The 11,753-nt window shown below is 67.4% G+C and carries 10 protein-coding genes; 4 read left to right on the forward strand and 6 right to left on the reverse strand.

What is annotated here, in order from left to right:
• Window positions 1-57: 57 nt before the first annotated feature.
• The 6 genes from ACFWEP_RS23520 to ACFWEP_RS23545 all read right to left on the reverse strand — a co-directional run bounded on the left by ACFWEP_RS23520 (window position 58) and on the right by ACFWEP_RS23545 (window position 6,926).
• Window positions 58-1,179, reverse strand: a complete 1,122-nt coding sequence (locus ACFWEP_RS23520; RefSeq protein WP_387372557.1) for a M48 family metalloprotease — start codon at window positions 1,177-1,179, stop codon at window positions 58-60.
• Window positions 1,180-1,205: 26 nt separating this feature from the next.
• Window positions 1,206-1,784 (reverse strand): Pycsar system effector family protein, encoded by a 579-nt coding sequence (locus tag ACFWEP_RS23525; RefSeq protein WP_387372558.1) that lies wholly within the window; start codon window positions 1,782-1,784, stop codon window positions 1,206-1,208.
• Window positions 1,781-3,079, reverse strand: a complete 1,299-nt coding sequence (locus tag ACFWEP_RS23530) for a hypothetical protein (RefSeq protein ID WP_387372560.1) — start codon at window positions 3,077-3,079, stop codon at window positions 1,781-1,783. The genes ACFWEP_RS23525 and ACFWEP_RS23530 overlap by 4 nt, the downstream gene beginning before the upstream one ends.
• Window positions 3,080-3,116: 37 nt before the next feature.
• Entirely contained in the window at window positions 3,117-5,276 is a 2,160-nt protein-coding gene (locus ACFWEP_RS23535) for a hypothetical protein (RefSeq protein WP_387372562.1), read from the reverse strand.
• Window positions 5,273-6,043, reverse strand: coding sequence for a hypothetical protein (locus tag ACFWEP_RS23540; RefSeq protein ID WP_387372564.1), 771 nt, complete (start codon window positions 6,041-6,043; stop codon window positions 5,273-5,275). Before ACFWEP_RS23540 ends, ACFWEP_RS23535 begins: the two co-directional genes overlap by 4 nt.
• A 133-nt stretch (window positions 6,044-6,176) precedes the next feature.
• Entirely contained in the window at window positions 6,177-6,926 is a 750-nt protein-coding gene (locus ACFWEP_RS23545) for a Crp/Fnr family transcriptional regulator (RefSeq protein WP_387372568.1), read from the reverse strand.
• A 385-nt stretch (window positions 6,927-7,311) separates the two neighbouring features.
• Between ACFWEP_RS23545 and rpsL the strand changes: the two genes are divergently transcribed.
• The 4 genes from rpsL to tuf all read left to right on the forward strand — a co-directional run bounded on the left by rpsL (window position 7,312) and on the right by tuf (window position 11,675).
• Entirely contained in the window at window positions 7,312-7,683 is a 372-nt protein-coding gene (gene rpsL, locus ACFWEP_RS23550; RefSeq protein WP_003948652.1) for a 30S ribosomal protein S12, read from the forward strand.
• Window positions 7,684-7,685: 2 nt separating this feature from the next.
• On the forward strand, window positions 7,686-8,156 hold the full coding sequence (rpsG, locus tag ACFWEP_RS23555) for a 30S ribosomal protein S7 (RefSeq protein ID WP_219611728.1): 471 nt from the start codon (window positions 7,686-7,688) through the stop codon (window positions 8,154-8,156).
• A 39-nt stretch (window positions 8,157-8,195) separates the two neighbouring features.
• The gene (gene fusA / locus ACFWEP_RS23560) at window positions 8,196-10,322 is read left to right on the forward strand and encodes an elongation factor G (protein WP_387372566.1); all 2,127 of its coding nucleotides are present in this window, start codon (window positions 8,196-8,198) and stop codon (window positions 10,320-10,322) included.
• A 159-nt stretch (window positions 10,323-10,481) separates the two neighbouring features.
• Window positions 10,482-11,675, forward strand: a complete 1,194-nt coding sequence (gene tuf, locus ACFWEP_RS23565) for an elongation factor Tu (RefSeq protein WP_266705279.1) — start codon at window positions 10,482-10,484, stop codon at window positions 11,673-11,675.
• The last annotated feature ends 78 nt before the right edge of the window (window positions 11,676-11,753 follow it).

Raw genomic sequence — 11,753 nt, forward strand, 5'->3', positions numbered from 1 at the left:
CCCCGAAGGGGGTGGCCGCCCTGCGGCGTTGTGCGCTTCGGGAGGCCGGAGCGGTCGTCAGGTCAGATAAGCCCGGAGCTTGTGGATGCGGGTGGCGGCGTCGGGATGGGTGGCGAGCAGCCGGGTGCGCAGGGACGCCTGCTTCGCCATCGCGCTGTGTGACGGGAGAGTGGCGCGCCTGTCCTGGACCTCGTTCTGGTGCTCCGCCTGCAGTATTTCGGCCAGCATGGGCGCGAAGCCGAGTTCGGCGGCGTGCCGGTCCGCCTTCAGCTCCGACCATCGACCGACAGCTGCCTCCATGTACGGAAGGACGAGGAGGAGGGGCGGCAGAGCGAACAGGGTCGCGAGGGCGGGAGTGAGGACGCCTGCGGCCAAAAGGGAACCGCCGAAGGTCAGGTAGAGGGCGAACCGTGCGGGGGTGACGAAGGAACGGACTGCCGGGGCGACCAGACGCCAGGCCACGAGGCCCGGAGCCGCGTACCAACCACTCAGGAGCGCGGCCCACGCGTGACCGCCTGTGTGATGGCCCAGTTCGTGGGCGAGCACGGCGGCGAGCTGAGCGCTCGGAAGTCTTTCCAGCGAGAACCGGGTGACCGCCACGATGTGCCCCGCTGCTGCGAAGGCGTTGAGATCCTCGCTTTCTTCGATCCACAGCTGGTACCGGTCGCCGTCGATCCCGGAGAGCGCTGTCACCTCGCGCCAGACGGCCCCCAGCCGGGCGGCCTCCTGCGGTACGGGGCGGTGCAGCCCGTAGAAGTAGCGGGCGAGGAAGGCCTCCGTCGGGCGATGGAACACCAGGGCGCCGGAGGCCGGCCAGAGCGCGGCCGGTATCCAGAACGGCAGACCGAAGCAGCAGTCGGCGAGGACGCACACGAGCAGCACCACTACCGCGCTCATGAGGAACGAAGGAACGGCGAGCGCCAACTGCCCCAGCGTGGTGACGTCGGCGTGCCGTTGCCACGCTGCGTAGTAGACCCGGCGGCCGGGCCCGTGGCGGTAGACCAGATCGTCCGGCGCCGGGGGCGCGGCAGTGTCAGCCGATCCGGGACGGCCGATCGGGTCCGAGGGCGCCGGGCACGTGTCCGCCTCCGCGGGGTCGTCCGGCAGCGGCCCGGGACCGGAGTCCCGCCGGGAAGTCCTGTCGCCCGGCCCCTCGGGCTCGGATGCTGTGGGGATCATGACCGTCCTTTCTCGTGTGATGTACCTCAGCCGAGGAGCAGGGAGGCCGGGAGCAATGCGGCGCCCACCGCGAAGGCGAGCAGCCCGACGCGTATCCACCGGTGTTTGCGGACGACGATGCGGCTCGTCTCGGTCAGCGAGGTGGCGAGCACCTCGGCCGAGGCGTTCTCGGTGGTGACCAGTGCCTCCGCCAGCAGGTTCTGACTGGCTGCACGGTGGATGTCGCCGAAATAGGTCATAGGTGCTCCGAGGACCCAGGTACTGGCGCTGTATCGCGGGATCACGGCCAACAGCATGGAGAGCAGCGCGGTTCCCAGACCTGCGGTGCCCGTCCACCACAGGACCGCGCCGAAGGTGTCGAGCGCGGCCGGGCGCCAGCCGCTGCCGGCCAACCAGCCGCTGATCACTCCGGTGGTCATACCGAGCGCACCGGCCAGCACGGACGCCTTGCTGTCGGCGCGGGAGATTTCGGCCCGCAGGTCGAGGAGCAGCCGTGCCCCGGCCCCGGTGCCGGCCACGGAGAGAGGTGCTGACGCGGGTGCCGGGGCGGCTGGTGGTGCGGGCGGTAGGGGCGGTACGGGCGGGAGCGGGGTCATGTCGGTCATTCGGCGCCGCCCTGGTGGCCGGGCTCGTCCGGGGTCGGTGCGTCGGGTCGCACCGGGATCTTGCCGTAGCCCTGCGGAGGCTCCCAGCCGTCGAGCGGGCTCGGGAGAACCTGGTCGGCCACTGTGGGCCCGCGCCCGTGATCAGGCGTCGACGGTTCGGCCTGCGGCTCGTCTTCGGACAACGCGACGGACAATCGGCCGGTTCGCGAGCTTTGGACAGCGACTCCGGGGAGGTACTGGCTCAGTACGTCGATGACCGACCGTAGAGCACGGTTCTTGGGCGCTTCCAACTCGTGGGATTCTGCCCCTTCACCGCTGAGGAGTTGTCCGGCCAAGTCCAACTGAGCGAGGAGCATCTGGAGCTGGTCCTGGCGCAGGCTGTCCACCACCAACTTCATGTCCTTGGGGTGATCTGCCAGATGCAGCGCCCAGGCGTGAACCCCGCCCTGTTCCAGGTGCTTCTCGTAGAAAGCGATCTTCTCGGCGTTGGCGTGCTGGAGTTCCACCGATTGCTGCGCCCGGACGAGTGCCTCTGTGTGCTGGCGCTGCTGTCGGAGCAGCTGGAGTTCGTGCTCCCGCTGCTCGTCCGCGGTGGCGCGGCCCGTCTTCAGCTCGGCTCGCTTCGTGGCCCGGAGTTCGGCTGCGGCGTCGTGTTCCAATCCACGTCTCTGGGTGTGGACCTGTTCGGTCGCCGTGTGATCGATGGCCCTCATGCGTGTTGCGTGTTCGACGGCACCCTGGTCTCCGTGCAGCCGCACGGTCCAGGAAACCGTGAGTCCCGTCTTTGCCCCCAGCGGACCGAGCAGCGGTACCTCTTGGAGGAGAACCCGCTCGGCCTCCGAACTCCGATGAACGGCGAAACGACGACTGAAAGGGCGGGACGCCCGCTCCAGTTCACCCGTCAACAGGCGTGGGACGTCACGGTGGCCGCTCTTCACGAAGAGCGCCGGATCGACCACCTGCCACGAGAGGTCGACGACCGCGTCGAAATCGAAGGCGTCGTCGGAGCTCGGGAGACGGAGTTCCTCGCGGAGCGGGTGGATGCCCATGTCGACCTCGTACACGGCGGTGTAGTGCTTCACGGCCGCCGAGGCGCGCGAGGGCCGCAGCGGTGGCAGAAAGGTCTTGTAGGCACCCTCGGGCGTGGAGAACACGAGAGCGTGGTCGATCCGGGTGTGGGCACGGCGGGCGAACCCGAACCGGGTCAGCTGTCTCACCGTGACCACCGGATCGACGAGCGGCGTGTGACGTACGGCGTACTGGTCCCAGTCGGGCGGGCGGCGGAACGGGGGCATGGCTGGTCTCCTGGCTGTACGAGGGAGGACAAGACGCTCAGACGCGCGGCAGTACGGTGAGCAGGCGGCCGGCGGCGGCAGGGAGGGCAGCACCGTCCTCGCCGGGCATGGTGCGCAGCAGGTGGTTGAGGCGCTGCTGTTCGGTCGTGGTGGTGGCGAGGGACGGCAGCAGGGCGGCGAGCGCCCACTCCGTGGCGGGATCGTGGTCGGCCGCCAGGACCCATTCGCCGAGGATGTCGAGAGCGCGGCGGGTGTAGCCCCGGTCGTTCAGAGCCGCGCGCCAGAGTGTGACCACGGCCTCGGCGGACGGAGTCCCTGCGGTGAGGGCCTGTGCGTACCGGTTGAGGAGGAGCGGCTGTCCTCGCGCCTTGTCCTTCTCCGTGCGGCAGCAGGCGTTGAGGAAGCCGCCGAGTGCGAGGTCGGTCGCCGCACGGTCGTCGTTCAGGGTCCTGGTCAATTCTGTGAAGACCTGGTCAGCGGCGGCGGAGAGCAGCAGCAGCTCAACGGATTCCGCCAGTTGCGCGCCGAGATGCTCGTCCGGCTCGTCCTGTTCGCCCTGGCGCCTGGCGGCGGCTCGCAGCGCGGCCAGGGTCTCCGCGGGGCGCTCTGATCCGATCAGGCCGTGGGCGCGGATGGCCACCCACACCAGGCTGGAGGTCTCGCCCGCACACCACGCGTCCAGGATGCGCGGGACGTTGGGGGTGCCCAGGAAGTGGGTGAGGGTGAGGGCGTTGACGGCGACGCCCCGGTGCCGGTAGCGGCGGGATGCTGCCCAGGGCTCGATGACCAGGGCCATTGCCGACGGCAGATCCGTATGGGCGAGGACTGCGGCGGTGGAGGCCGCGCGGGTTCGTACGAACGGCCGGCCATCGTCCGAGAGCCGCCGCAGCCACTGGATCAGTGCCGGTCGCGCGGAAGGGTGTCCGGTCCAGATCTCGCGCAACAGGACGAGAGGGGCGCGTTCATCCAGAAATCGGGCCTTTACCTGACCGACAGGGCCCCATTCGGTTGGTTCCTCCTCCTCGTACCGCTCAGCCCTGGCCAGTTGCAGCCGTTTGCCGATGTGGGTTCCGAAGACCGGGACCCGGGTTGACAGGAGGGAGTCCTCGGTCTTCTGGAGGAAGGAGTACAGCAGATCTCCCAGTTCGGCAGTGAGAGCGTACGGGCCCGCGTCGAAAGCGGCCAAGGCGACGAGGAATGCCTTCTCTCGCAGATGCACGACGGATCCGTCGTCCTCGAACCACTCCTGGACTTGGTTCTCCAAGGCGCCCAGGGAGAAGTCGGCGAGCCTTTCGGAGTCGGCCGCTCCGACCGCATACGCCGCCACGACCTGAGCGAACGCGGCAGCTTCGCGAGGCTGGTGGCTTCGTTCGAGGAATGCCGTCACCGACGGCAGGACGAGCATTTCCGTCGTGGTGTCCTCCCCGACGAGGGCACCGAGATGCGCGCGGAGGACATCAATCGGGTCGGGCGCCTGCCACGGCACCACCGGGACGTCCTCCAGCAGGGCGGACGGCCCGACGGTGATCACCAGGTATCCGTTCTCACCCAGTTTGCTTCGAGCGGCCAGCACATCCGCCTCGCGCAAGGGCCGGCCGCGCTCGGTGACAAGGTCACAAAGGACGTGGCCTCCGGGGCCGTCGTGTTCTTCGAGGTATCCGGTCAGCCCCTTCGCGGTGGTGTCCCGGCTCACGGCCCGCACCGGATGGACGCCGAGGCGCTGGAGCAGCATCAGCGCGGCCGTGCGGCGGCCGGTGAAGTGGGGGCCGGCCAGTACGAGCACATGCTCTCGGGCCAGCCGCGCCACCAGTTCGTCGAAGTCGGCCGCTCCGGGAACGAAGAAGCGGGAGAGGTCCTCCAGCCTGGAAGGCGCAATCTCACCGGATGCGTACACACCGACGGAACGGCCGAGCTGGTAGTTGATCTCCTGGGCGAAGTGGAAATCGCCGCTGAAAGTACCGCCGGCGATGCCATGGTTGGTGCCGCCGAAAATGCCTCCCTCGATCTGCGAGGCATCGCCCAGACCGATCGTCCGCGGAATGTGGTCCGTCAGATCTCGCAGGGCCGCCCAAGCCGTCTGCGGCCGGTCCGTCTCGCTCGACTCCTCCTTGTCGTTCTGCTGCGCGTCCGACGGCGCCGAGGGCTGGTCGCCCTCCTGGGGAGGAGCCGCGCCCGCCTGCTGCTCCTCGCTGCTCATCGGCGGTCCCCACGGTCCGTGCCGCCGCCGAAGTGGAAGTCGCCGCTGAAGGTGCCTCCGGCGATGCCGTGATTGGTACCGCCGAAGACTCCACCGATGATCGGCGTCCGGTCGGCGCCGGGAGGCAGAGACGGCACCGCCTCCACGGGGGACTGACCTCCCTCGGCCGAGGACGTCTTCATGAGGGAGTCCGAAGACGGCACCGGACCGTGCAGCCACGCGGCGAGCGGGCCGTTCTTGCTGTCCATGGTCACCGAGTGGAATTCCTCGGACGGCACCCCGACGTGGCTGTGGCGCACGATGCCCTGGTAGACCGCGTCCGACACGCACAGAGCGAAGTCGTCGGGGCGCTCCCGCAGTGCCTCCTTCAGCAGGTCCGCGTCCAGCAGCCTGCACGCGTGGTTGAGATCGCTGCCGACCCAGCCTTGGTGCTGGTCCACCGCCACGTATCCGGCGGCGACCACACCGCGCAGCCGCATCTGGGCGGAACGCGAGGCCTGGCGGTTCATGCCGCGCAACTGGGCCGGGAGTTCGGTCAGCAGGGCTCGCAGCAGCGCGGTCACCGAGGCGTTGGCGTCGATCAGCTCCATCACGGAGTCGCCCCGGTCCGCTCTCCGGCGGCGGGTCTCGTCGATTCCGGCGGCCAGCAGCGCCCGGTCGGTGAGGTCGTACAGCATCCGGCGCAGGTACCCCTGCTCGACGTCGTCCCGGTCGCTGAACCGCTCGATGTCCAGCAACAGGATGGTGCTGTTCACGGGTTCGTTCATGAGTCGCTCCTCGCTCTCGGTCTCCGTGGTCCGGAGAGGACGAGAGTGCGGCCGGAGGGGCTGCGGGAGGGAGGACGGATGACTCAGTCGGAGTGTGACCCCGTGCACAGATCCACCGACCGCAACCGTCCGGTCACGGAAGGCGCGGGACCTCGGGAGGGTACGGTCGGGCGGGCTCCTGGAGGCGGGCTATGCGACGAAGTGCGTCGGGCCGCACGATCAACATGGCACGGCGGCCCGTCACCACGATTCCCCGGTCCCGCAGATCCTTCAGCAGCCGCTGGACCATCTCCCTGGACGCGCCGACCGAGCCGGCGAGCTCCTGTTTGCTCAGCGGGATGTCGAGTTCGATGCCCTCGTCGGTCCGCTCGCCGTGGGTCCGCGCCAGTTCCAGCAGGAGCACCGCCAGGCGTTCCCGTACGGTCAGCGCGGCGAACTCCAGGTTGCGCCGGTCCGACGCGCGTCCGCGGTCGGCACTCAGGGCCAGCAGCGCGAGGGACACCTGGGGGGAGCCGGCCACGAAGGCCCGGAACTTCTCCTGTTCGACCACCACCGCCCGGACGGGAGCCAGCGCGGTCACCGTCGCAGAGCGAGGCCGTCCGGTGAGCGCGGCCGACTCGCCCACGATGTCGCCAGGACCGCGCAGGGCGTGCAGCGCCTCGTAACCATTCGGCGCGGATTCGGTCACCTTCGTCCACCCCGCGAGGATCAGCAGCACGTAGGCGGACGGCTCGTTCTGGCGGAGCAGAGGGGCGCGCGCAGTGAAGCGGAGCTCCCGGCCGAGTTTCAGGAGGCACAGCCGTTCCTCGTGTTCCAGCCGCGCGAGGAAGGGGACCCGGTCGTCGAGTCCGTCGCCGCCGGGTACGTACGTTGCCACCACGATGTCGTCCCCCGCTCGTCCTGCCGCGCGGTTCAATGTACTGAGAACGTGGTTTGCGGGCCGCCCAAGGTCGTATTCCTGCCGTGCACGCCGCGCGCCTGTCCGGATCCGGCCGGTCACGGCCCTCGGACCCCTACTGGTTGGGTGCACAGCATTTGTTTTGACCCAAGTCGATGAGGTAGGTACGCTCAAGCCTTGTGCCTGGGGTGTGCCTGGGCTCGGCATGCGTGTCCTCAGCCGCAGGCCGGGTCCGGACAAGGGCCACCGCAATCTGCGCTTCATCCGTTGTTTTCCGGCAGAGGCTTGCAGTATTCGACACACCCGACCGCGTGGGTCGGCGACGTTCCAGGTTAGTTTCAACGAACGGCACACAGAAACCGGAGAAGTAGTGCCTACGATCCAGCAGCTGGTCCGGAAGGGCCGGCAGGACAAGGTCGAGAAGAACAAGACGCCCGCACTCGAGGGTTCGCCCCAGCGCCGCGGCGTCTGCACGCGTGTCTTCACGACCACCCCGAAGAAGCCGAACTCGGCGCTCCGTAAGGTCGCGCGTGTGCGTCTGACCTCCGGCATCGAGGTCACGGCCTACATCCCGGGTGAGGGACACAACCTGCAGGAGCACTCCATCGTGCTCGTGCGTGGTGGCCGTGTGAAGGACCTGCCGGGTGTTCGTTACAAGATCATCCGCGGCTCGCTCGACACCCAGGGTGTCAAGAACCGCAAGCAGGCCCGCAGCCGCTACGGCGCCAAGAAGGAGAAGTAAGAATGCCTCGTAAGGGCCCCGCCCCGAAGCGCCCGGTCATCATCGACCCGGTCTACAGCTCTCCTCTTGTCACGTCGCTGATCAACAAGATCCTGCTCGACGGCAAGCGTTCCACCGCCGAGCGGATCGTGTACGGCGCCATGGAAGGCCTCCGCGAGAAGACCGGCAACGACCCGGTCATCACGCTGAAGCGCGCGCTTGAGAACGTCAAGCCCGCCCTTGAGGTCAAGTCCCGCCGTGTCGGTGGCGCCACCTACCAGGTGCCGATCGAGGTCAAGCCCGGTCGCGCGTCCACCCTCGCTCTGCGCTGGCTCGTCGGTTACTCCCGCGCCCGTCGTGAGAAGACCATGACCGAGCGCCTCATGAACGAGCTGCTCGACGCCTCCAACGGCCTCGGTGCGGCCGTCAAGAAGCGCGAGGACACCCACAAGATGGCCGAGTCCAACAAGGCCTTCGCGCACTACCGCTGGTAGTCGTTACCCACATCGAGACCGAGAGAAGACTGAAGCCTTATGGCTACCACTTCGCTTGACCTGGCCAAGGTCCGCAACATTGGGATCATGGCCCACATCGACGCGGGCAAGACGACCACCACTGAGCGGATCCTGTTCTACACCGGCGTTTCGTACAAGATCGGTGAAGTCCACGACGGCGCTGCCACGATGGACTGGATGGAGCAGGAGCAGGAGCGCGGCATCACGATCACGTCCGCCGCGACGACCTGCCACTGGCCCCTCGAAGATGTCGATCACACGATCAACATCATCGACACCCCCGGCCACGTGGACTTCACCGTCGAGGTGGAGCGTTCGCTCCGCGTCCTCGACGGCGCTGTGACGGTGTTCGACGGCGTTGCCGGCGTCGAGCCCCAGTCCGAGACTGTCTGGCGTCAGGCGGACCGCTACGGCGTCCCGCGCATCTGCTTCGTCAACAAGCTCGACCGGACCGGTGCCGACTTCCTGCGCTGCGTCGACATGATCGTGGACCGCCTCGGCGCCACCCCGATCGTGATGCAGCTGCCGATCGGTGCCGAGGCCGACTTCGAGGGCGTCGTGGACCTGGTCCGCATGAAGGCCCTCGTCTGGACGGCCGAAGCGTCCAAGGGCGAGATGTACGAGGTCGTCGACATTCCGGCCAACCTCGTTGAGCTCGCCGAGGAGTACCGCGGCAAGCTCGTCGAGACCGTCGCCGAGAACGACGACCAGCTCATGGAGCTGTACCTGGAGGGCACCGAGCCCACCGAGGAGCAGCTCTACGCGGCCGTCCGTCGCATCACCATTGCCTCCGGCAAGGGTGGCGACACGACGATCAGCCCGGTGTTCTGTGGTACCGCGTTCAAGAACAAGGGCGTTCAGCCCCTGCTCGACGCCGTGGTCCGCTACCTGCCGTCGCCGATCGACGTCGAGGGCATCGAGGGCCACGCGGTCAACAACGCCGACGAGGTCATCACCCGCAAGCCTTCTGTGGACGAGCCGCTCGCCGCGCTCGCCTTCAAGATCGCGAGCGACCCGCACCTCGGCAAGCTCACCTTCATCCGGGTTTACTCGGGTCGCCTGGAGGCCGGCACCGCGGTGCTGAACTCCGTCAAGGGCAAGAAGGAGCGCATCGGCAAGATCTACCGCATGCACGCGAACAAGCGTGAGGAGATCGAGTCGGTGGGCGCCGGTGACATCGTCGCCGTCATGGGCCTGAAGCAGACCACCACGGGTGAGACGCTGTCCGACGACAAGAACCCGGTGATCCTGGAGTCCATGGACTTCCCGGCGCCGGTCATCGAGGTCGCCATCGAGCCCAAGTCCAAGGGTGACCAGGAGAAGCTGGGTGTAGCCATCCAGCGTCTCGCGGAGGAGGACCCCTCCTTCCGTGTTCACTCGGACGAGGAGACCGGCCAGACCATCATCGGTGGTATGGGCGAGCTCCACCTCGACATCCTCGTCGACCGTATGCGTCGCGAGTTCAAGGTCGAGGCGAACGTCGGCAAGCCCCAGGTCGCGTACCGCGAGACGATCCGCAAGGCCGTCGAGCGTCATGACTACACCCACAAGAAGCAGACCGGTGGTACCGGTCAGTTCGCCAAGGTGCAGATCGCGATCGAGCCCATCGAGGGCGGCGACGCTTCGTACGAGTTCGTGAACAAGGTCACCGGTGGCCGTATCCCCCGGGAGTACATCCCCTCGGTGGACGCGGGTGCGCAGGAGGCCATGCAGTTCGGCATCCTGGCCGGCTACGAGATGACTGGCGTCCGCGTCATCCTTCTCGACGGTGGCTACCACGAGGTCGACTCCTCGGAGCTCGCGTTCAAGATCGCCGGTTCGCAGGCCTTCAAGGAGGCCGCGCGCAAGGCTTCTCCCGTCATTCTCGAGCCCATGATGGCCGTTGAGGTCACCACGCCCGAGGACTACATGGGTGAGGTCATCGGCGACATCAACTCCCGCCGTGGCCAGATCCAGGCCATGGAGGAGCGCCACGGTGCTCGCATCGTGAAGGGCCTCGTGCCCCTCTCGGAGATGTTCGGCTACGTCGGAGACCTCCGTAGCAAGACCTCGGGTCGCGCAAGCTACTCGATGCAGTTCGACTCCTACGCCGAGGTTCCGCGGAACGTCGCCGAGGAGATCATCGCGAAGGCCAAGGGCGAGTAACTCTCCCGAGCTCACGCTTTAGGCTTGTCACCGGAGCCTGGTGGGCTTTTACCGCAGCGCGCGAGCGTTGCGGTGAATGCCCCGGGCTCCGGCATCCCAGCAAAGATCACCTGGCGCCGATGAAGCAAGGCGTACAGAACCACTCCCCAGGAGGACCCAGTGGCGAAGGCGAAGTTCGAGCGGACTAAGCCCCACGTCAACATCGGCACCATCGGTCACATCGACCACGGTAAGACGACCCTCACGGCCGCCATTACCAAGGTGCTGCACGACGCGTTCCCCGACCTGAACGAGGCCTCGGCCTTCGACCAGATCGACAAGGCTCCCGAAGAGCGTCAGCGTGGAATCACGATCTCCATCGCGCACGTCGAGTACCAGACGGAGTCGCGTCACTACGCGCACGTCGACTGCCCGGGTCACGCTGACTACATCAAGAACATGATCACGGGTGCCGCGCAGATGGACGGCGCCATCCTCGTGGTCGCCGCCACCGACGGCCCGATGCCGCAGACCAAGGAGCACGTGCTCCTGGCCCGCCAGGTCGGCGTTCCGTACATCGTCGTCGCCCTGAACAAGGCCGACATGGTGGACGACGAGGAGATCCTGGAGCTCGTCGAGCTCGAGGTTCGTGAGCTCCTCTCCGAGTACGAGTTCCCGGGCGACGACCTGCCGGTCGTCAAGGTCTCGGCGCTCAAGGCGCTCGAGGGCGACAAGGAGTGGGGCCAGTCGGTCCTGAACCTGATGGCCGCCGTCGACGAGTCGATCCCGCAGCCCGAGCGTGACGTCGACAAGCCGTTCCTGATGCCGATCGAGGACGTCTTCACGATCACCGGTCGTGGCACCGTCGTCACCGGTCGTATCGAGCGTGGTGTCCTGAAGGTCAACGAGACCGTTGACATCGTGGGCATCAAGCAGGAGAAGACCACCACCACGGTCACCGGCATCGAGATGTTCCGCAAGCTGCTCGACGAGGGCCAGGCCGGTGAGAACGTCGGTCTGCTCCTCCGTGGCATCAAGCGCGAGGACGTCGAGCGCGGCCAGGTCATCATCAAGCCCGGTTCGGTCACGCCGCACACCGAGTTCGAGGCCCAGTCCTACATCCTGTCGAAGGACGAGGGTGGCCGTCACACCCCGTTCTTCAACAACTACCGCCCGCAGTTCTACTTCCGTACCACGGACGTGACGGGCGTTGTGACCCTTCCCGAGGGCACCGAGATGGTCATGCCTGGTGACAACACCATCATGAACGTCGTGCTGATCCAGCCGGTCGCCATGGAAGAGGGCCTGAAGTTCGCCATCCGTGAGGGTGGCCGGACCGTGGGCGCCGGCCAGGTCACCAAGATCATCAAGTAATTACTTGATCGTCTGACCTGGTTGCTCCTCACTGAGCACCGAGAAGGGCCCCGTCCCGCCGCGCGAGCGGTGGGACGG

This window comes from Streptomyces sp. NPDC060198, assembly GCF_042728415.1.
In the GTDB taxonomy this organism is placed as follows: domain Bacteria; phylum Actinomycetota; class Actinomycetes; order Streptomycetales; family Streptomycetaceae; genus Streptomyces.

Bases quoted from the DNA above. Each gene is read 5' to 3' on its own strand.
- ACFWEP_RS23525 (WP_387372558.1), bottom strand. From the start codon at position 1,784: ATGACCGACATGACCCCGCTCCCGCCCGTACCGCCCCTACCGCCCGCA.
- ACFWEP_RS23540 (WP_387372564.1), bottom strand. From the start codon at position 6,043: ATGAACGAACCCGTGAACAGCACCATCCTGTTGCTGGACATCGAGCGG.
- fusA (WP_387372566.1), top strand. From the start codon at position 8,196: ATGGCTACCACTTCGCTTGACCTGGCCAAGGTCCGCAACATTGGGATC.
- rpsG (WP_219611728.1), top strand. From the start codon at position 7,686: ATGCCTCGTAAGGGCCCCGCCCCGAAGCGCCCGGTCATCATCGACCCG.
- ACFWEP_RS23520 (WP_387372557.1), bottom strand. From the start codon at position 1,179: ATGATCCCCACAGCATCCGAGCCCGAGGGGCCGGGCGACAGGACTTCC.
- ACFWEP_RS23535 (WP_387372562.1), bottom strand. From the start codon at position 5,276: ATGAGCAGCGAGGAGCAGCAGGCGGGCGCGGCTCCTCCCCAGGAGGGC.
- ACFWEP_RS23530 (WP_387372560.1), bottom strand. From the start codon at position 3,079: ATGCCCCCGTTCCGCCGCCCGCCCGACTGGGACCAGTACGCCGTACGT.